The sequence below is a fragment of the Lysinibacillus sp. COL-1 genome, assembly GCF_059814265.1.
The window spans coordinates 165917-186640 of sequence record NZ_JCAWSJ010000002.1; the positions used below are offsets into that span (position 1 = coordinate 165917).

Annotated in this window: 27 protein-coding genes; 4 read left to right on the forward strand and 23 right to left on the reverse strand. The window is 35.2% G+C overall.

All coding sequences use genetic code 11. From position 1 onward, the window contains the following. Window positions 1-10 precede the first annotated feature (10 nt). Window positions 11-199, forward strand: a complete 189-nt coding sequence (locus tag AC6BKE_RS01270) for a ribbon-helix-helix domain-containing protein (RefSeq protein WP_499855639.1) — start codon at window positions 11-13, stop codon at window positions 197-199. A gap of 19 nt (window positions 200-218) precedes the next feature. Here the strand turns inward: AC6BKE_RS01270 and AC6BKE_RS01275 are convergent, their stop codons facing one another. The 14 genes from AC6BKE_RS01275 to AC6BKE_RS01340 form a co-directional block, all read right to left on the reverse strand. Beyond that, a complete protein-coding gene (locus AC6BKE_RS01275) occupies window positions 219-1340 on the reverse strand; it encodes a conjugal transfer protein (RefSeq protein ID WP_499855641.1) in 1122 nt (373 codons plus the stop codon). A gap of 61 nt (window positions 1341-1401) precedes the next feature. Beyond that, window positions 1402-1623, reverse strand: a complete 222-nt coding sequence (locus AC6BKE_RS01280; RefSeq protein WP_499855642.1) for a hypothetical protein — start codon at window positions 1621-1623, stop codon at window positions 1402-1404. An 86-nt stretch (window positions 1624-1709) separates the two neighbouring features. Beyond that, complete coding sequence (locus tag AC6BKE_RS01285) at window positions 1710-2276, reverse strand: hypothetical protein (RefSeq protein WP_499855644.1); 567 nt, start codon at window positions 2274-2276, stop codon at window positions 1710-1712. Window positions 2277-2472: 196 nt separating this feature from the next. Continuing rightward, a complete protein-coding gene (locus AC6BKE_RS01290) occupies window positions 2473-3087 on the reverse strand; it encodes a hypothetical protein (protein WP_499855645.1) in 615 nt (204 codons plus the stop codon). Between the two features lie 31 nt (window positions 3088-3118). Beyond that, window positions 3119-3481, reverse strand: a complete 363-nt coding sequence (locus AC6BKE_RS01295) for a hypothetical protein (RefSeq protein WP_499855646.1) — start codon at window positions 3479-3481, stop codon at window positions 3119-3121. 17 nt (window positions 3482-3498) lie between these two features. Further along, window positions 3499-4551 carry a ParM/StbA family protein gene (locus AC6BKE_RS01300; protein WP_499855647.1) on the reverse strand — a complete coding sequence of 351 codons (1053 nt, stop codon included), beginning with the start codon at window positions 4549-4551 and terminating at the stop codon, window positions 3499-3501. An 80-nt stretch (window positions 4552-4631) separates the two neighbouring features. Continuing rightward, window positions 4632-5093, reverse strand: a complete 462-nt coding sequence (locus AC6BKE_RS01305; RefSeq protein ID WP_499855648.1) for a metal-dependent hydrolase — start codon at window positions 5091-5093, stop codon at window positions 4632-4634. A gap of 301 nt (window positions 5094-5394) precedes the next feature. Continuing rightward, complete coding sequence (locus AC6BKE_RS01310) at window positions 5395-5562, reverse strand: LYR motif-containing protein (protein ID WP_499855650.1); 168 nt, start codon at window positions 5560-5562, stop codon at window positions 5395-5397. A gap of 318 nt (window positions 5563-5880) precedes the next feature. Next, window positions 5881-6384, reverse strand: a complete 504-nt coding sequence (locus AC6BKE_RS01315) for a hypothetical protein (RefSeq protein WP_499855652.1) — start codon at window positions 6382-6384, stop codon at window positions 5881-5883. Beyond that, window positions 6362-7033 carry a MarR family transcriptional regulator gene (locus AC6BKE_RS01320; protein ID WP_499855653.1) on the reverse strand — a complete coding sequence of 224 codons (672 nt, stop codon included), beginning with the start codon at window positions 7031-7033 and terminating at the stop codon, window positions 6362-6364. Before AC6BKE_RS01320 ends, AC6BKE_RS01315 begins: the two co-directional genes overlap by 23 nt. A gap of 152 nt (window positions 7034-7185) precedes the next feature. Further along, on the reverse strand, window positions 7186-9396 hold the full coding sequence (recD2, locus tag AC6BKE_RS01325; RefSeq protein ID WP_499855655.1) for an SF1B family DNA helicase RecD2: 2211 nt from the start codon (window positions 9394-9396) through the stop codon (window positions 7186-7188). Between the two features lie 28 nt (window positions 9397-9424). Continuing rightward, window positions 9425-10390: a hypothetical protein gene (locus tag AC6BKE_RS01330; RefSeq protein WP_499855656.1), complete on the reverse strand. Its 966-nt coding sequence runs from the start codon at window positions 10388-10390 to the stop codon at window positions 9425-9427. Window positions 10391-10421: 31 nt separating this feature from the next. Then, window positions 10422-10706: a hypothetical protein gene (locus tag AC6BKE_RS01335; RefSeq protein WP_499855658.1), complete on the reverse strand. Its 285-nt coding sequence runs from the start codon at window positions 10704-10706 to the stop codon at window positions 10422-10424. Window positions 10707-10831: 125 nt separating this feature from the next. Continuing rightward, window positions 10832-11245 carry a helix-turn-helix domain-containing protein gene (locus AC6BKE_RS01340; RefSeq protein WP_499855660.1) on the reverse strand — a complete coding sequence of 138 codons (414 nt, stop codon included), beginning with the start codon at window positions 11243-11245 and terminating at the stop codon, window positions 10832-10834. Between the two features lie 228 nt (window positions 11246-11473). Here AC6BKE_RS01340 and AC6BKE_RS01345 point away from each other — a divergent pair, with 228 nt between their 5' ends. From AC6BKE_RS01345 to AC6BKE_RS01355, 3 genes are all read left to right on the forward strand, one after another. Further along, on the forward strand, window positions 11474-11851 hold the full coding sequence (locus AC6BKE_RS01345) for a helix-turn-helix domain-containing protein (protein WP_499855662.1): 378 nt from the start codon (window positions 11474-11476) through the stop codon (window positions 11849-11851). 310 nt (window positions 11852-12161) lie between these two features. Next, window positions 12162-12644, forward strand: a complete 483-nt coding sequence (locus tag AC6BKE_RS01350) for a hypothetical protein (RefSeq protein ID WP_499855664.1) — start codon at window positions 12162-12164, stop codon at window positions 12642-12644. A gap of 117 nt (window positions 12645-12761) precedes the next feature. Next, a complete protein-coding gene (locus AC6BKE_RS01355) occupies window positions 12762-13961 on the forward strand; it encodes a site-specific integrase (protein ID WP_499855665.1) in 1200 nt (399 codons plus the stop codon). 126 nt (window positions 13962-14087) lie between these two features. Here AC6BKE_RS01355 and rpsI read toward each other — a convergent pair whose 3' ends face one another. From rpsI to rpsK, 9 genes are all read right to left on the reverse strand, one after another. Further along, window positions 14088-14480 carry a 30S ribosomal protein S9 gene (rpsI, locus tag AC6BKE_RS01360; RefSeq protein ID WP_499855666.1) on the reverse strand — a complete coding sequence of 131 codons (393 nt, stop codon included), beginning with the start codon at window positions 14478-14480 and terminating at the stop codon, window positions 14088-14090. A 25-nt stretch (window positions 14481-14505) separates the two neighbouring features. Further along, on the reverse strand, window positions 14506-14943 hold the full coding sequence (gene rplM / locus AC6BKE_RS01365; protein WP_004233742.1) for a 50S ribosomal protein L13: 438 nt from the start codon (window positions 14941-14943) through the stop codon (window positions 14506-14508). 178 nt (window positions 14944-15121) lie between these two features. Continuing rightward, window positions 15122-15862: a tRNA pseudouridine(38-40) synthase TruA gene (gene truA / locus AC6BKE_RS01370; protein ID WP_101966879.1), complete on the reverse strand. Its 741-nt coding sequence runs from the start codon at window positions 15860-15862 to the stop codon at window positions 15122-15124. 14 nt (window positions 15863-15876) lie between these two features. Beyond that, window positions 15877-16674 (reverse strand): energy-coupling factor transporter transmembrane component T family protein, encoded by a 798-nt coding sequence (locus tag AC6BKE_RS01375; protein WP_036129069.1) that lies wholly within the window; start codon window positions 16672-16674, stop codon window positions 15877-15879. Continuing rightward, window positions 16671-17543 (reverse strand): energy-coupling factor ABC transporter ATP-binding protein, encoded by an 873-nt coding sequence (locus AC6BKE_RS01380; protein ID WP_058845117.1) that lies wholly within the window; start codon window positions 17541-17543, stop codon window positions 16671-16673. Before AC6BKE_RS01380 ends, AC6BKE_RS01375 begins: the two co-directional genes overlap by 4 nt. Further along, on the reverse strand, window positions 17519-18364 hold the full coding sequence (locus AC6BKE_RS01385; protein ID WP_036129072.1) for an energy-coupling factor ABC transporter ATP-binding protein: 846 nt from the start codon (window positions 18362-18364) through the stop codon (window positions 17519-17521). The genes AC6BKE_RS01380 and AC6BKE_RS01385 overlap by 25 nt, the downstream gene beginning before the upstream one ends. Before the next feature lie 426 nt (window positions 18365-18790). Continuing rightward, window positions 18791-19171, reverse strand: coding sequence for a 50S ribosomal protein L17 (rplQ, locus tag AC6BKE_RS01390; protein WP_012296051.1), 381 nt, complete (start codon window positions 19169-19171; stop codon window positions 18791-18793). Between the two features lie 56 nt (window positions 19172-19227). Beyond that, a complete protein-coding gene (locus AC6BKE_RS01395; protein ID WP_004233733.1) occupies window positions 19228-20172 on the reverse strand; it encodes a DNA-directed RNA polymerase subunit alpha in 945 nt (314 codons plus the stop codon). A gap of 139 nt (window positions 20173-20311) precedes the next feature. Next, window positions 20312-20701, reverse strand: a complete 390-nt coding sequence (gene rpsK, locus AC6BKE_RS01400) for a 30S ribosomal protein S11 (protein ID WP_004233731.1) — start codon at window positions 20699-20701, stop codon at window positions 20312-20314. Between the last annotated feature and the right edge of the window lie 23 nt (window positions 20702-20724).

A 20724-nucleotide genomic window follows, 5' to 3' on the forward strand; every position in this document is an offset into this window, starting at 1 on the left:
GGATGATTTCATGGACAATAAAGAGAGTAACAACTCCTCCAGTAATAGAGGGCTTAAAAATAGAACACCTATATCAAGCACGATAGATAACAAATTGGATCAAGGTTTAAGATCGTTACACAAAAAAACAAAAGTTCCTATAAGTAAACTGCTTGACGAAGCTGTTGAAGATTTATTAAAAAAGAGGGGGGATTGTTAATAAAATCCCTCATCTTTTTTTATTGAACCTCCTTTTCTTCTTCCTCCTTATTCTTTTTTTTCAATTCATCAATATACTTTTTATCACCAAGATGTTTTACTAAATAGCCTTGCTCAGTATGCTTAATAATCAGGGTATATGGCGAGATAAATTCAATATTTGTATCAGGCTCCTTAAATTTGACATCCACTGTTACAACCTTTTCTTTATCCGTTTTGCCTTTAAAAACGACCATTCTATCAAATTTAACAAATTCCATTGTTTGATTTAAACCAGTAATGTTATCAGGATTTTCAAACAGATATGATAGTTTCTCTTTAGAGTCATTTGCGTATGAATCAAAGAATGTTTCTAAAAACAGCTCGATTTCCTTACTCTCGCTGTCATCTGTTTTTAAATTATTTGTTTCTGGTACAATCTTTATTTCGCTCCCCTCTTCTTCAACATAGGTGAAGTTAGGAAGCTCGAAAACTAAAAACTTATTTGTTTTTTGATCATAGATAAGTTTTACGTTCACAAATTTAGTTTTCTTTATTTGTTTAATTATTTGATTCTCCTCTACCGTCTTTTTCTCATTTTCAATGGCCTCTTTCGTCTTAATAAACACAGGGCTAATTTTGAAAGTTAACATTGCTTTATTATCATCAAGATCCTCAATACCTTTAAGTAGTATACTTTCAAATTTTAATTCAGAATTCCATACTGTTGATGTAGCGTTTGTAGCATAATCCACATATTCTTTTGCTAAGAAACGGCTAATTAATTCTTTACGTCTTTCTTTTTCATCAGAATTGTGTGCCCCTATATTTGTCCATGTAAAGTACTTATAAAGAAAATCCTTCGAAAATTCTATGGCTTCTGCCGATGTTGCCTTGTTCATTTCTATGGACACTTGATTCATATCATTTTTCCCGTTTGAGGATACAGTGTTAATAAAGAATATCAAGATCATGAGAATAAAAAGAAACCAAAAGGAGATTACACCGAAGCGTTTAGCTCGATACCCTCTTGGTTTACTTTTCTTTTCCGTTTTCCTAGCTTCACTTTTACGTTTTTCTTGTTCATTAGCTTTTTTTACAATAGTCAGAATTTTTTTGAACTTACCATTACTTTTAGTTCTATTTCCTAGCTTTTTAGCCATAATCAATCTCCTTTCACCTGAGTATCAAGTGAATCCAACATATTTTACATTCACTATCCTATTAAAGCTTTTTAGAACTACCAAATAAAACAACCAAACCAATAATAATTAAAAATGTAATGCCTGTTCCATATCTAACATTAGACATATTGTAAAGATTAACAATATGCATCTGAAATTCTTCCCACAGTGGCACCAATGCCGGGAACTGATCCAATATAACAGTTCCAATTACAGCAATTAAAAGAATCATAAATAAAGAACCGAAAATTAACTTAAACATAGCAAATCCTCCTTCACCTAAACTAAATCAAAGCGAATACTCATTTGACCTACTTCTCTACACTAAGCATCACCACCTTACCAATGTCATGATTCGCATGCTTTTTTAAAGTAATGAGGATGTTCTTTTTCAAACAAATGCATAGCGTAACCTTCACTTATTGCCTTTCCACTTTTCATATATTGAATTAAGATTTCTAGTATTTCCTTTTCTTGATACTTAACAGGAATCTTAGAATTTACTTTCAACATATTTAAAATGGTATTACGATTCGTTTCAACTGCTGCTTTATTTTGCTGGTAGAACAGTAGCTCACTACCCTTTTTATTTTTTGCAATATTAATCTTCTTCAAAAAAACATTGTAAAAGTGAGTTGCTAATACAATTGGAAAAACAATGGCTACTGATACAAACAAATGAATCGGATAGTAAAAGAGCGTTGTCCAAAAAGGACGCGGCCAAAAATTCAAAGCAAGCATAATAAGTGATAGATACAAAACGGATTTCATTGCCATTCGTAGTAGTTTGTCATTTTCAATTGTACCTTTACCTATAATGCGCTCTTTTATATTTTCTAGTTGCTTTAATTCTTCTTCAAAGAATCCTTTTAAAACAAGAGCTTTATAGGTTTGTTCCAAACTCATAAGAGACATATATACCACATCCTTTTTAATAATTAAAAATAAGACAACCTTTACAATTAGTAAAAGTTGTCTTTCAATCAAACAAACATTTCTTTTTGGAGTAACCTAAATACTCGTTATGTGTAACTATTTAGTATATTACCACAGCTCTTATAGGAATGCAAACATTAACTTTAAAATTATTTACTCCTACTTTTAAATAAAACTAATCCAAAATTTCTATTTGATAATTGTAAATTTCAATCCCAATTAAATAGTTCAACAACTCAGTTAACTCCATTTGAATAGATGTACATTCTCCATATTCATCGACAACGACAATCTCATATTCATTAGATTCATCAATCTTAGCAATACCAACTTCCTCCAATTTACTGTTGTTGTATGTTTTTTCTTCTATGATGTATTCTATATCATTTAATACATCGGTCAAAGGATAGTTGCCTTGAGCTGTGAAGGTATGATCCAGGATGAATACGCTTCTTTCTAACAAAAACTTATAACGAATACCTATCGATTGGCGAGTATTGGAAGCACCAGTTTCATAATACTTAATGATTGGTTTAAAATCTGTATTTTTCAGCGGTAAATAGTAATCCGTAGCCTCGCTTCTTTTACCTGTTTCTCGATTATATAAAGTAACAGGTTTACCCTTTAATATAGAACTGTTTTTATTCATAATAGCTTTTAACAGTTCGTTTTCGGTTTCAACCACTTCTCCATTTTTGTATTCACGCTTAACATGAACACCTATCATTTGATGATGCTGCGCCCAGCTCGGAATATCTGTTTCATAACTTTCATAAGCGAATTTAACCATCTGATTTTTCCTCCCACTCCATTGCAATATTTTAATCAATTTCTATATTTAGCATTGCAAAAGCTGAATCTTCAATTGCTTCCTCAGAAATTTTTTCATCTTCAACTTCCTGTGTAGATCCTTTCATAACAATTCCAGCTTCTAGCTTCTTCATAATTTCTTTATGACTGTTCAATACAACTTCATTTAACTGACTAATTTCTTCTTTTAGTAATTTAATTTGTTCTTGCTCTTTTCTCTTCTGGGTCATCCCATTATAGGCGTAGTGAAGCATCTTACGAATAACTTCACTACGCTTATTTTTCGGAACATTTTCAAGTAAATTTGAAAGCTCTTGATCATCATTTGTTAATCGAAAGGAATAGCGTTTTTCCCAATCATTATTATTAGACATTTGCCATCACTTCTTTTTTAATTTTTAAGTAATTTATCAAAGACAGGTTTACCAAGTCTAAAATAACCAATAGCATTAGCAAATTGACTTTCTGTTACTTTAATAAGGCGATTATCAAACTGTGGTTGAATCAAATCTTCAAACATATTGCCACCGCCGCCGGCTAGGAAAATAGCATCGAATAAGTCCGATTCTTCACCCCACACACTTTTCAAGCGATCCACGATGTTAGCAGCAATTGATTTCTTACTCATCTTGATAATGTCCTCAAAATCAATTTTTTCACCCTTATATCTTAGCATTCCGTCTCTCAGAACCCGATTCAAATGAAACTCATTCAAATCAGCTCCACCAGTTTTCGTTTTAAACGCTTGGCGAATATCCCGATGTAAATTAACAACTCCATCATCAACGGTGCCAGAAAGTTTTCCTTTTGGGGTAAAAGCACCGTTCTCTTTAATTTCAACAACAACGTAATCCGTTGTACGGAATCCAATGTCAATCAATGCAATTAATGAACCCTTAACCATAAATTGCGGATAGACATACTTCCCTTCGTGATTGATAAGAGCTGCAAAGATAGCCGAAGCTCCTTGCGGGAAAACAATTGCTTTCTCAATGTTATTCTTTATTGTTTGCCCTTTTATTGGGCCAGAAATCCATTCTATTTGGGGTTGTAATCCTATAATAGATTGCTGGAAGTCCTTTGCTTGCGCCTTATAAAAATCTAGTGGTAAGCCTGTTGATAAATATATAGGACCCGCATCATTCGAAGAAACAAGTTGGATAGCAATATTAAGCATAATACGAGTATATAAATGTTCAAACCGCTCACGTTCGAAGATCCGGGATAGTGAACGTGATTCATTAGCGAGCTCACCTACAAACCAACTTTCACCATTAACAAAAACTTGCATATTTAACAAATCATCTTTTTCATCACTAAAAACATCTGTGATTGCTCGATCATACCCTTTCCCTACAAGTGATGGAAATAATGCTCGTTTCCCTAATGATGAAGTAGCTTTTACAAACCCATAACCTAAATCAACTGATATATAATTATTCAAAGTATTTTCCTCCCTAAAAGTTACATTCGTTTTATTTATCTTGACTTATTATACATTAAACTTCATGTAGTTACTATAAATTACATGAAGTTATTTATCAAGTCAGTAATTATAATCCATACAATCAATAGTAATAATGTGTATCTAACCAATCTATCAATTACTACAAATAATGAAATTGGAGTAGGTACACCAATTCCTTTCTTTGAGGGATAGAAAAACTTCACTTTCCCAGTTAACATGTCACCTAAAATATGCGCTAATAAACCTGCCACAATAGCCAATGTTACATTGAACCCATAAAAAGGATACACAATGCCCCAAGCTATCAATAGGAACAACAATGAATGTGTAAACGACCTATGCTCAAATAACAGCCCTAGTGGAATCGAAATAAAGAAAAAAAGCTTACCAAATTTAGATTGGGGCTCGTCTAGATCCGGTACAATTCCAGCAATTCCACCTATCACGGCACCTTTCCAATCACCAGTTATAACGTATCCTGCAAGAACGCCGGATACCATATGTGTTTGCCACTCCATAAATACCTCACTTTCCGGCTTGTCTTTATCACCAATACCAAAGTATAAAAACTCCTAGTAAACAGATTAATAGATCCGTATGTTTAATTCCTACTCACAAATAACAAGAGCAATGAGCACCCCAATAAATACAGCCGTAGCAATATCAGTAGTACCAGATATTCTTGCTCCGATTATCATTTTGAAAAACAGGGGCTGGTGAATTTAGAGTTTTGGTTTGCCAATAACCCTTAGCCACAAATCTGTCCAGCCCGTTTTTTTTGTATTTTGATTCTTATCTTTTTCGTTTAATACCGTGCGGTTAATTTTCCTTAGCCTTAGTAAGTGCCAGTTCAGCAATGAGCTGGCGATAGTTTAGTGAATATATGCTTTCACCATTCTTTGAAATAAATACTCCTCTGTTTACTAACTGATTTATAACAAATTCTCTCTTCATATCTAGGTCGCTTATGAACAACGCTTTATCCATTTCATCAAACTCCTATTCAGCAAAAAAAGAGTTGTGTTACAAAATTAAATTTGCAAACAACTCTTTTTTTTATTTACTTCGCTTGTATATATAAAGAATAAGAAGAAGCACATCCTGTTTGACTCTAATAACATAGTAATATCAATGCTTTATGACAAATTAAAGTGTGGATAATTATCCTCACATGTGAGGACTTTTATCTACACCTAGAAAAAACACCACTCCCTGTAATATAAATTGTTGATAAGAACGTAAAATAATACACGTTCGGATATTCATCAATATACCTTTAAGGGTGTAGATAATAATCTACACCTATCAAATACTATAGTGAATCTCTTTCAGAAAATGTTCTATCCATTCTCTAGGGTAAATGATGCCATACTCCATATCAGGACCCATAAAAACCTTGAAAGGCATATTTATTTTTCTTTCAATCTTATCGAAATGTGATACAAGAGTGCATAATGTAGCGTCTACCATGTGTACATCCCCTCGATACATAATTTCTGGATTCATGAATAGTGGCCTTTTAGATGTCATTGGATTATATTCACTTATGTTCACTTTATTTATAAATTCGAAGAAAATGCCTTTTTTGACTAATGAACTAATACGCTTTTCCACTTCAACAACGTTCATATCTACATGCTTTGCAATTTCCTGAACGGTCATAAACCCCACAGGATTAGTTGAAATAGTATTAGTATGACTTTGAATGATGCCACTGATCTTATTAATAAACCGTAAATCATCATTAGTGATGTATTTTTCTTTCAGCAGCAAATTAATATTTTGTTCAATTTGAATCATCTTTTCCATTACTTTCACTCCCCTTGAACTTCAAATAAGTCTTTCTGGCATATAAACGACCGCTTCTGTTACCTTTATTAAACCAAACCTTCCAGGGAAGATGAATTTTGTTCTTTTCAAGAACATCATTTGAAGTAATTAGTTTGATTAATGTTTTATTAATGTTGTTCTTATCACCGTTGTATACGATTTCCGGATTCATTAATATTGGTCTTTCCGTCACTGTGCGGTTAAATAAGATGAGATCATCGGGTTCAACAATTTCTAAGAGAATTCCCTTTTCAATTAGCTTATTAACCGTACGACTAATTCCCGAACGATCCTTATTTAAGTATTTAGCAATTCCAGCAACATTAATGGATTCTTGTGTATTTCTATCCACTATTTCATTTGTGGACATAGCCACCAATGGTTTAATCATTTGTACAAGGGCATACTCCCCTGTTGTTAAATAGTTAGTCCGATTAATAACATCAAAGTTGTCTATTATATCCTGTGCAAATGGACATTTATTAGATTCCTTTATTTTATACAAACCATACCCCAAGCTATTTGCTTTCTTTTCTTGTTCAACCACTGCTGCTAAATCAACGCTATTTTGAAAATCCCTTAACCTCGCATTTCTTTCGGCAATATCTATTTGTTCCTTTAGACTCATTTTTGTACCGCCTTCCTAGCCTTTCACTATGGAAATAAAGCAAAAGAAAGGACGCTCTTATTAGAACGCCCTTGGTTTCCATTAAATTAATTAAGTCATGAATACTAAATTTGTTTCATTCTCCATAGTACAACCTTTCTTCTCTTTAATTGTTAAAGTTGGTTAGTTTTTGACTTATAACGATTGTTGTATTGAATATTTGATACAATTCGCTCTGCCAATCGACTATTTCTTCTGGTAATTTCATCATTAGCAATGGCAATATTCATAGCCTTTAAAGTACCTACAAACACTATAATTTTTTTAGTCCTTGTTAATCCTGTATACATCAGGTTCCTTGCTAACATAAGCTTGTGACTTGTTGTCACTGGAATAATCACTATAGGCGATTCACCGCCTTGTGATTTATGAATAGTAATAGCATAGGCCAGCTCGATCTGCCCAAGTTCGTCTTTACTATAGGTTGCTATTCTACCCGAAAAATTACATAACATTACATCTTCTAACTCACCATCATCATTTCTAACTTTTGTGATACGTACAACAATACCTATATCTCCATTTGATACATTCTTTGGTTCATTGTTTTGAATTTGAATAACCTTATCGCCTTCACGAAATATCTTTTTTCCATATATCAATTCTTTTTTTTCAGGAGAATAAGGATTGATGGCTTCTCGAATCATTTCATTCAGGAGATGCGTACCGGCAGCCCCTTTCTTCATTGGGCTTAATACAAGAATATCTGAAAGGGAATAACCAAGATTCAAGAACCTTTTGACGCTTAATACGATTAACTGCGCGATCTGTTCAGGATCTTCTCTCTCAATAAAGTAAAAGTCATTTTTATCTCGATCAATTAATAAAGATTTCCCCTTGTTGATTCTATGGGCATTAGTAACAATTTGACTTTCTTGTGCCTGTCTAAAAATCTCAGTAAGCTTCACGGTTGGCAATTCTGCTTTAATCAAATCACTGAGAACATTTCCAGGACTAACAGAAGGAAGTTGGTCTATGTCACCAACAAACACGACTACCGCTTCTTTAGGTACTGCATCAAGAACCAAGCTCGCCAATTGTATATCGACCATTGACATTTCATCAATAATTAAAAAATCAATACCTAATTTGTTATTGGCATTATACTCTGGAGCTTCACCTTGTCGGTATCCAATTAATTTATGCATCGTGGAAGCGTCCATTCCTGTTACTTCTGAAAGCTTCCTGCTTGCTCTACCTGTTGGCGCTGCTAAAGCAATACGTGCTTTAGGGTATACGTATTTATATATATCCAACATGCTTTTAACAGTAGTGGTTTTGCCTGTACCGGGACCTCCAGTAAGAATAAGTATTTGCTCATGGAACAGAAGCCTGATAGCTTCACGTTGCAGTTCGGCAAGAATAATTTGATTTTTTTTTTGGTAATCAACAATTAGGTTATTTAAAAAAGGCAAGGCTTCGCCAACCGCAGAAACTTTCATATACGATAGTTTCTCGGCTAATTTGTTTTCATAATTATACAGGTACTTAGGATATACACACTTATTATCAATTATGATTATTTTGTCTTCTAGCCTATAAATGCTTTGTTGAACATCTTGTAGCTCAACAATTTGATGATCTGAAGCATTATGATTTAATGCTTTTAATACCTCTGCATATAATTTATCTTCATGAACATAACAATGCCCAAAATCGAAACAGATTTTTTTTAATACAAATTCTACGCAGGAATCAATACGAAAAGTGGATAATGGCATGATTCCCATTTTTCTCGCAATTTCGTCAGCCTTTAAGAAAGAAACTAATCTCAATTGGATTAAGCTATAGGGATTCTTTTGTAGGACATTCAGTGTCTCAGATCCGAATTCCTTATAGGCTTTCATAGCCATATTTGCTGTAACGCCATAAACAAGCAAAGAGCTAATGATTTTTTGAATCTCAAATGTAGAACGTATACTTTCTACAATTTGCATAGAACGTTTTTTTCCAATACCTCTTATATTATTAACTGCTTCAACGCCTAATTGATTAATAATTTCAATAGCATTTTCACCAAGCTTGTCAGCAATGACCACAGCTTGTTTAGCACTACACCCTTTCACTAAATGTGAAGATAAAAATGCTATAATTTGCTCCTTTGTATTCGGGATTGGTCTTTCCCACTGTTCAATAGCCAACTGCCTACCGTATTTAGAATGAGTCTCCCATTTCCCCTCTACAACAATTTCTTCTCCTTTTTTAACACCATAAAGTCTACCTTTTATTTTTACTTGCTGATTGTCAACAGTATCTAAAGTTGCTATTACGAAATCATCTTGTTTAAAAAAGATTGAAGTTAACGTTCCTTGAAATTTTTCCAACAAAACATCTTCTGTTTCTAAAAACTTGTCATGTTACTTCAACTCCTTTACTTTGAAAACTATTATGAATAAAATTGCGTAATTTGTTTAAGAAAATTATTCGTTTAAATGAAAAGTGATTTTGGCGTTTATCAGGAAATAGTAAGTTAAAAAGGGTTAATGGCATTGTTACTCTTTCACGATTTTTCTTAAAATTAAACTTAACCAATCTCAACAACTTAAATAACCGATGTGAAGACGCGGCCATAGATTCCTGAAAATCCGGCTGTTGAACAGATTTAAATATCTCATTAAATTCATCCTCTAAGTTGTTATTGAGGTTTTCCATTTTCATGATTAATTCTTTTTCTTCCTCAGTACCGATTACTTGATTGGCTTCATGCAACAAATCTTTTTTTACACTCTCAATTTCCTCAACTGAGTACAATAATTCATCAAACTCCATTTCAATTTCTGGAGTCATATCGTTATTTTCAAAGAAGCTTTTGATTTCTTCCATCGGAACATTGTATTTGCTAGGAATGGTTACAACTTTGGGAACCGATTTAATCAAGTGCCACAAATGTCCTGGGAGAAAGGAATAATTGGCAGATGTTTCGATTAGAATATATCCTTTTAACAGTGAACTGACCTTTGTAGTATTCTTTCTGACATCTTTAAGTGTTTTTGTAAGTGAACGTATTTGTTCTTGATAACTTTCTAAAAGTGAAATCGAATCGACATGCTTATTCTCTTTCAACTTATCACACGATGTTCGTAAATTTGTAATGAAGGATTGAATACGTTTAATGTGTAAGTAATCGGATATTTCGAATTCATCTAACGAAGTAAACTCACTAACCAAGCTTGCATCGTTGATAACCTCTGTATAAGTCTCCATTGCATAAATTCCTTTAACATCGGAAATACCAGCTCTTTTCAAAACCACTTGTAACATCTCTTTGACTTCCAATTCAAAACCTGTTCTTACTTGTACAACAAAGAATGAACCCATTCTCATTTCCCCCTTATTTTTAATTCAACAACTAAGTAAAACTTTGGCAATTAGCTTTCATCCATTTAAAAACTTCATCACGAGGATATCTACCGGACACAAAGTTTGATTTGGGAAATCCTCTTCTTCCAACAATTTTATTTACCGTTGATGGTTCAACTTGGAATATTTTTGCCAAATCTTTTTTTGTCAATAAATAGGGATAATCAAACATTGACCTTCCGTCCTCTATTCCTAATAAATAGGCTTCCTTAACAACTTCCTTAATTTCTTCTTTTATTAAATCTGATTTCAATTGTTGAATAATCGAACTCACATACTTTCACCCACCTTTAAAGAAAAAATGAAATAATTGATAATTCCTATTTCAAATCACTCCTAAATGTTATTCATAGTGTGTATTAAGTAAAAAAACTAAAAGTTATTCGTTTTGTGTATATTTTATGCAAAAAAAAGCTCTTCAACAGCAACATTTAGTATCTCAGCAATTAATACCGCATGGATAAAGCTAATGTTTCGCTCCCCATACTCGATATATGCGTAACCGCTAGAATTTTTAAACCCCAGTTTCTTTGATATAAAGATCTTTGTAATACCTCGTTCTTTTCTGTACTTCTCTAATTTTTCGAGTGTAAAATTATCTATTGAAATGTCTACAAACCTTATTTTTAGGATTTGTAGAATTTTTACACCGTTAATAAAGCTAAGATTGCGCTTTCCACGTTCGATATTAGAGTATCCGCTGGGAGTCTTAAAACCAAGTTTTTTAGACATTGTTGTAATTGTGATACTTCTTTCTTCCCTAATTTGCTTAATCGATTTAAGCAACGCAGAAGAATTTGTATATTCTAACATTAATTCACCTCATCAAATATAATGTTACCCATATTGAGTAGTTCATGATTATAGTAAACTATTCATTACGTGTATGTCAAATTATTTTTTAGTCATTTTGAGAAATAACTTTCTTATTTTGTGTAAGTATGCTAATATGTTTTTAAAATAGTCATAAAAATTTTTATTGATGTCAATATTACTATAAGGACTGATTAGAAAATTTATTAGGAAATAGGAGTCTATGAAATGGATAATACAAAGAAAAAAGTACTTTCTAAACGAATGCAGACTTTACGAGAAAATAGAAACTGGACAAAAACTGATGTTGCCAAAAGATTAAATAAAACATTATCGACATATGCTAATTGGGAATATGGCATAAGAGAACCTGATACTGGTAATTTAAAAAGAATTGCTGAATTATACGAGGTTTCTTTAGACTATTTATTAGGAAGGACAGATAACCCTAATACTGTAGAGATAAACGATGATGAAAAAGAGTTTTTTGGAGCAATTGAAAATCTGGAATTAAAAAGATGGATTTTGGAATTACCAAAATCATCTGAGGAAGATTTAGAAAAGCTAAAAACAATGTGGAACTTAATAAAAGGGGAAAAGAAATAACATATAGACGAGAGATTAGAACTAAGTAAATAGTCCCTACTTCTTACTGGCATCAACTTTGATGTTGATGCTCATATGAAGATGGGAATTTTTTTTAAGCATTATAAGAACATCAGTTCCGATATTATTTCAATTGTATATCCAATTACCCATAGACATCCTATTTTATTGAAAATATAGTTCTAATTACACAGCGTAGATGATACCATTTGAATTAATTTGAAGTTTGTAGAATAATTAACAAAAACATGACTATTTTTTGCTAATATTCAAAACTGAAAACAACTAGAATAGATGGGAGAACAAGAAGATGGAAAAAACATTAGATGCATTCATTAAAGATGTCTACGCCAACGGGGAGTTAATCAGTATGGATCGTGTAGATAATTTTTTTAAAGCTGTTCAAAATAAGATTGAAAAAACTTGTGCTTATCTTGGTTTAAAAGCTTATTACATCCCTTATTCATCTGAATTAAACAATTTAGACGGTAAATGGAGGTTCTTTTTAAATCAAACCAAAGATCCCCTTACCTTATGGCAAGAGTTCGGTCTTCTGGTTGGTATTTATTATGAAGCAATTTTAAAACAAGTTAACCTACCTTCTCAGGTTTCTGAAAATCTTATTACTAAAAACAGTCACTTTGCCTATTATTTTTGTGTACCGGACTTCATGTTAGATAATATGAATATCCCTTCTGATCCTAACAAAGCAATTGAGGTTGTATCTAATACATTTACCGTTGACAAAAACTTTGCAATAAATAGAATGTCATTATACCGTGCAGCTAAATAATAAGTTACATATGCACATTCTTTTTAACATTTCTCACGAAAGGAGGATAGAAGTAGGAAAGAGAATTGTTACTCAGACAACATGGATTTGTCACAAAAAAAGGAGAGAGTAAAAAAAGTGGCGTCTTATAAAAAGTATCAGACTAAGGAAGGAGTCCGTTGGTCTGTCCAGTTTAGCGTAGGAAAAGATCCAGCTACTGGAAGATACAAATACACGACTAGGCGAGGATTTAAAAGAAAACAAGATGCAGAGGATGCTGTACGAGAAATACTAAATGATGTGTCTTCAGGTACGTTCATAAATCAAGCAAACATAACTTTTGAAGATGTTTACAATGAGTGGATAGAAAGGGAAGAAAAAAAATTAAAGCCATCTTCAATTATGAGTAAAAAATCAAAATTTAATCATCATATTTTACCCAATTTTGCAAAGTTGTACATGCAAGATATCAATACCGCTTATTGCCAAAGTTTTATTGATAAATTGTCAAAGCAGATGGCTTCTTATAAAGATTATGGCATACAATTAAATTTAGTGTTTAGATATGCTATACAAAATAATTATATTAAGAATAATCCAATGAATAAAATAGATTATCCTGTTTTAGAAGAAGAACATAAGGCAGATAAGGGTATAGAGAAAGTTCAATTTTGGGATAAAGAAACAGTCAATAAGTTTTTAAAATATTGTAAGAATGAGCTGTCTTATCGAAAATACGCCATGTTTAGGCTATTTATCTTTACAGGCCTACGTAAAGGTGAATTAGCAGCTCTAGAAGAAAAAGATGTATTAAAAGATACGAAAGAGCTAAAAATCTACAAAAACTTATATTGGAGAGACAAAAATTATGTATTGCTCAAACCGAAAACATTAAATGGTACAAGAGTAATAAAATTAGACGAAAAGACATTTGACATTTTACTTCACTTAATGGAATTAAATAAAGAATTACGAGAAGAATGGGGAAATCCTGACAACATAGAGCACTTTCTTTTTCCTAGAGAAGATTTAAAACCCATGCGCCTAGCCTACCCTAATAACGCCCTAGAAGCCGCTTGTAGGCGCTTCAAGATAGAACATATCACTGTACATGGTTTAAGGCATACACACGCTTCTATGCTATTTGCAAGCGGTGCAAGGATGAAAGATGTTCAAATGCGTCTAGGTCACTCCAGAATCGCTACAACCATGGATATATATACTCATGTCACAAAACAAAGCGAAGAAAATATAAGTAATCTTTTAGCAGATTATTTAAATCACGAAAGTGACTCGGAAACAGAATCCAACAAAGAAAAACCTATTCAAGAGCTATAATGACAAGTAGGTAATGGAATTAATAAAAAAATTACATTCAAATTACATTCAATTCGGTTTTTAAAGGCAATATCCGCCCATTTGAATATAATTCCAAATGGGCGGAAGCCTTGATACATAAGGGTTTTAACGTTTTGAGAACTGAGGTGCACGACGTGCGCCTTTGAGTCCGTATTTCTTACGTTCTTTCATGCGTGAATCACGAGTAAGTAATCCAGCTGATTTTAATGCAGCACGGAAATCTGGGTCTACTTGAAGTAGAGCACGAGCGATACCGTGACGAACAGCACCAGCTTGACCAGTGTATCCACCACCGTTAACGTTTACGTGGATATCATAGCTTCCTGTAGTTTCAGTAGCTACTAATGGTTGTTTAATTACTTCGCGTAATGCAGCGAATGGTACGTATTCTTCGATTTCACGTTTATTGATAACAATTTTACCTGTACCTGGTACTAAACGTACGCGAGCTACAGAGCTTTTACGGCGACCAGTGCCGATGTATTGAACTTGTGCCAAAGTAATATCCTCCTCTTAATTTATATTATCCGCGAAGCTCGTATGCTTCTGGTTTTTGTGCAGCATGTGGATGCTCTGTTCCAGTATAAACGTTAAGTTTAGTGAACATTTTGCGACCTAAAGAGTTTTTAGGAAGCATTCCTTTAACTGCTAATTCGATCATTCTTGTTGGGTACTTATCTAGCATTTCACCAGCAGTACGCGTTTTTAAACCACCTGCAAATTGAGTATGGTGACGGTAAAGTTTACCCTCTAATTTGTTACCAGTTAAATGGATTTTGTCAGCGTTGATGATGATTACGTGATCACCTGTATCAACGTTTGGTGTGAATGTTGGTTTATGTTTACCACGTAAGATTGCAGCTACTTCAGAAGCTAAACGTCCAAGAGTTTGGCCTTCTGCATCAACTACTAACCATTTACGGTCTACTTCGTGACCTTTAGCCATGAATGTTGTACGCATGTATATATCCTCCTAATCGATTCGATTACCGTTATTTTTCATTAGACTACACTATAAGTTTCGGGGCTTATTTGTGGTGGTAATGAAAATACCATCTGTTATCATATAATGAATGACTTTTAAAGTCAAGCAATTTCATTAAACGCCTGGTAAAGTTGTTCAGAATTCTAAAACGTCACTAATAGAACACTTTTTCTAAGTATAACCCTTGTGGTGGCGCGGTTTTTCCTGCCTTATCGCGATCTTCAGAGGCGACTACAAGTGCCACATTGTCAATCGTGCGGCGACCTAAGCCAACCTCCCAAAGTGTACCTGCAATAATACGCACCATATTATATAAGAAACCATTGCCTTCAATCACCATATGAAGTTCTTCTCCATGCCATTCAAATTGCAGTGTCGTGACAGTACGTACTTTATCCTTCACACTTGTATTCGCTGCACAAAAGCATGAAAAGTCATGTGTACCAACGATAGCCTTAGCTGCCTCTTGCATCGCCTCTACATTAGGTTTGACGCCACTTGTCTCGACTGTGTAATATCTGCGAAATGGGCTTTGGATAGGCTCACAAGACCAAATATAGCGATAGCGCTTCCCTGTCACACTATAGCGTGCATGAAAGTCATGTGCCACTTCCTCTACCGATAGTACGCGAATATCTCTTGGTAGTTGCACATTCAAAGCCTTGCTATACTTGTCAACTGGAATGGCAAGAGGTGTATCGAAATGCAATGTTTGTCCTGTAGCATGAACTCTTGCATCTGTACGTCCACTTGCAGTTACCTTAATCTTTTCTCCTTTATGCATAATGGACAGTACACGCTCAAGCTCAGCCTGTACTGTGCGTTCTCCAGGCTGTACTTGATAGCCAGAAAAAAGCGTTCCATCATAGCTTATAATTACCTTTAATCGTCGCATCAAGCCTACTCCTTTTAACTTCTATAAAAGAATAGCAATACGCCTATTGCTACTAGTAACACAAGTGCAAATGTGTCACCCATATCCCATTTTAGCCTACGGTACCTTGTACGACCTTCACCACCACGATAGCCTCTTACTTCCATCGCAGTTGCTAGATCCTCAGCTCTTTTAAATGCACTGACAAAAAGTGGTACTAACAATGGCACTACTGCCTTTATACGATCTTTTATTGGTCCAGAGGATAAATCTGAGCCTCGGGCCATTTGTGCCTTCATAATCTTATCTGTCTCATCCATTAAAGTTGGTATGAAGCGTAAGGAAATGGACATCATCAAAGCCAATTCATGAACTGGTACTTTTATTGCTTTTAATGGATTTAAAAGAACCTCAATACCATCTGTAATGGAGATCGGTGATGTCGTTAACGTTAAGATAGATGTCATAAATACTAATACTAGAAAACGTACCGAAATAAATATTCCTCGCCTAATTCCTTCATCGTATATCGTGATAAACTTTGACTCGAAAACAGGGACGCCTTCCTTCGTCATAAATATATGAAGAAGAAATGTGAAAGCCATTAAAAAGAGAACAGGTTTGAGACCATTAATTAAAAAATACAGACGAATACGTGATACTAATACAATCAAGAGCGTAAATGCTAGTAGCATAGCATACGTCACTGTATTGTTGGCCAAAAACACAATAATAATAAAGGCAAAAACAAAGATTAGTTTTGATCGTGGATCTAGTTTATGCACAGGTGAGTCACCTGGTAGGAAGCGTCCAAAGATCATTTTTTCCATCATGGCTCTGCACGCTCCTCTCTAAGCGTTTGAGCAATTTCAGCAGCGAGTTCCTCTTCCGTCAAGCAAACCTTTGACAAGGACCGACCCATCATGTGCTCAATCTTCTGTTGAAAGCGGACAATACGTGGTGGCTCTAAGCGGAAACTCTTTAATGTTTCACCATCTTTAAAAATAGTTTGTGGTGGTCCACTTAAGACATTTTTTCCTTCATGCATGATTACAATATTATCTGCATATCGAGCCGCATCCTCCATACTATGTGTGACAAGAATCGTTGTAAGACGACGATCTTGATGGAGTTGATAAAACATATCCATGATCTCTTTTTGACCTCGTGGATCAAGTCCAGCTGTTGGTTCATCCAACACTATTACCTCTGGATCCATCGCCAAAACACCCGCAATTGCCACTCGGCGCATTTGACCACCCGATAAATCAAACGGAGACTTCTCAAGCACGTTGTTCGGTAATCCAACTAAGCTGACAAGTTCTCTTGCACGCGCTTCAGCCTCCTTCTCTGATACACCAAAGTTCATTGGCCCAAACATAATATCCTTTAACACTGTTTCTTCAAATAGTTGATGCTCAGGGAATTGAAAGACAATACCGACCTTTTGTCTTACAGCTTTTAAATCCTTTGCTTTTTTCCCAGCTACAATCAGGCGATCCCCTATATGTACTTCTCCTGAAGTAGGTCTTAGAAGTGCATTAAAATGCTGAAGTATGGTTGATTTCCCAGAACCCGTATGACCTATAATTGCCTGATAAGTATGGGATGGAATGTCAAAGTCTACATCGAATAATGCCCGTTTTTCAAAAGGTGTCCCCTGTGCATAGGCATAGCTTATTTGTTGAAGTTTGATGTCCATAAATCATTCACCAACTCTTCTTCTGTCATATGTTGTCCCATTAATGGAACACCTTCCTTTTGCAATAGCTTTGATAACTTCAAGGCAAATGGTAAATCTAGTCCAAACTCAACTAGCTTGTCCCCAAGTGCAAAGATTTCAGCAGGTGTACCTTCTGCAAACTTCTTGCCATCATTCATAAAAAGAACTCGATCTGCTAACATGGCTTCTTCTAAATCATGTGTTATGGATATTACTGTTAATCCCGTTTCTGCACGTAATGTTTGGACAGTTTGTAACACCTCTGCACGGCCCTGAGGATCCAACATCGATGTAGCCTCATCTAAAATGAGAAGCTTTGGCTTTAGTGCAAGTGCACCAGCAATGGCAACGCGTTGTTTCTGTCCTCCAGATAAGTGATGTGGCTCATGATCTAAAAACGTGTCCATTTTTACTTGCTCTAGTGCCGCGTGTACACGTTTCACCATTTCTTCAAAAGGCACACCATTGTTTTCTAAGGCAAATGCAACATCATCCTGTACAGTGGCACCTACAAACTGATTATCAGGGTTTTGAAAAACCATACCCATTAAGGAGCGAGATTCCCAAAGGTTTTCTTCACTTAAGGGTTCTCGTAATATTCGCACATCCCCCTGCTGAGGGAATAACAAGCCGTTCATCAGCTTGGCAATAGTGGATTTACCTGAACCATTATGTCCAACTATGGCAATCCATTCGCCTTCTTCAACAGCGAAACTAACATGTTCTACAGCATTACGACTGTCTTGAATTTCTGGTGTATATGAAAAAGTCACATTATTTAAAGATAAAATTTCAGGCATTTCTAGAACTCCTCTCTACATGCTCAGCTCTACTAACTAACTTACACTTTTTTATGTATGAATTCTACTACAATCCGTATGTCGATAAAAGAAAAATACTACTATAACAACTCAATTTGATGGTGCACTTTTGAGCGTCTAAAGAAAACCCATATATTAAAAAAAGCACCACAAATTGGCGCTATCCCACATAATAAAAAAGCGCGCACCTCATTCGATAGAAATGCGCTTGTCGTTACATTTACAAGAAATACGGGTGCTCAAGCCCTTATTTCTCCTGAATGAGGTGCGGAGAGCTAAACGAGACGCCACACCCTAAAGTGCCCGCTCATCATAACGCTCAGCTTAATTATTTGTCGTATAAATCATTTATAAAGAAAGAGGGTGGTGATTCCCACCCTCTTCACCACAAGTCTTCTCTTATGATTAAACTAGTTCAATCACAACAACAGGTGCACCGTCACCACGACGAGGACCTACTTTAAGAATACGAGTGTAACCACCTTGACGCTCTGCATAACGTGGTGCAACATCATCAAATAACTTTTGAAGTGCAAATGATGTTGTTTCGTTACCTTCAGCATCAGTCGTTGTTACTAGTTCGCGACGGATGAATGCAGCAGCTTGACGGCGTGCGTGTAAATCTCCGCGTTTACCTAAAGTAATCATTTTTTCAACAGCTTTACGTACTTCTTTAGCGCGAGCCTCAGTAGTTTCGATACGCTCGTTGATGATTAAATCAGTAGCTAAGTCACGTAACATCGCTTTACGTTGAGAACTTGTACGACCAAGTTTTCTGTAACCCATGGATGTTTCCCTCCTTTATAGAAAAAATCTGATCTTATTAGTGTTGTTTAAATCGCTTAGTCTTCTTTGCGTAATCCTAAACCAAGCTCTTCTAACTTCGCTTTTACTTCTTCTAGTGACTTACGTCCAAGGTTACGAACTTTCATCATATCGTCTTCTGATTTATTCGCAAGTTCTAGTACTGTATTAATACCAGCGCGTTTTAAACAGTTATAAGAACGAACAGAAAGATCAAGTTCTTCGATAGTCATCTCTAAAACTTTTTCTTTTTGATCTTCTTCTTTTTCGACCATGATTTCAGCAGTCTGTGCCTCATCCGTCATGCCAACGAAGATGTTAAGATGCTCGGTTAAAATTTTTGCTCCGAGCGAAATCGCCTCTTTCGGACCGATGCTACCATCTGTCCACACATCAAGAGAAAGTTTGTCGTAGTCAGAAGACTGACCTACACGAGTATTTTCCACTTGGAAATTGACGCGTGATACTGGAGTGTAAATAGAGTCGATCGGGATCACGCCGATAGGAAGATCCTCACGTTTGTTTTGATCAGCAGGAGTGTAACCACGGCCGCGTTGTGCATACATACGCATACGTAAATGACCGTTTTTAGCGATTGTTGCAATATATAGATCTGGGTTTAAAATTTCTACGTCACTGTCATGTGTAATGTCAGCAGCCGTAACTGTACCATCGCCTTTTACATCAATCTCAATAACTTTTTCTTCGTCAGAGTAGATTTTAAGAGCTAGTTTTTTCACGTTCAAAATGATTGAAGCTACATCTTCTACTACGCCTTCTACAGTCGAGAATTCGTGAAGAACACCATCAATTTGAATTGAAGTGACAGCAGCTCCTGGTAATGAAGACAGAAGGATACGACGTAAAGAATTACCCAAAGTGTTTCCATATCCGCGTTCAAGCGGTTCTACAACAAACTTTCCATATTTGGAATCTTCGCTGATCTCCACCGTTTCAATCTTTGGTTTTTCAATTTCGATCATTTTATTTACCCTCCTTCAAAACATCGAATGTATAGGTTCTTTCCATCATAGATTCGATCGTCAATGACGTATCGTTTATTATCTGCACAAGACAGTCTGTACAAAAAATGATGTTCTCATACAATATGAGACGCACCCATTACACGCGACGACGTTTTGGCGGACGGCAACCATTATGAGGAACTGGAGTAACGTCTTTAATAGCAGTTACTTCTAAACCAGCAGCTTGAAGTGCACGAATAGCAGCTTCACGACCAGCACCAGGACCTTTAACAGTTACTTCCAACGTTTTCAGACCATGTTCAAGGGATGTTTTAGCAGCAGTTTCTGCAGCCATTTGAGCAGCGAATGGTGTAGATTTACGTGAACCACGGAAACCAAGAGCACCAGCACTTGACCAAGATACAGCGTTACCTTGCATATCTGTAATCGTTACAATTGTATTGTTAAATGTAGAACGAATGTGTGCAATACCAGATTCGATATTCTTTTTCACACGACGTTTACGAGTTTGTTGTTTACGAGCCATGTTAAGAAGGAACCTCCTTTACC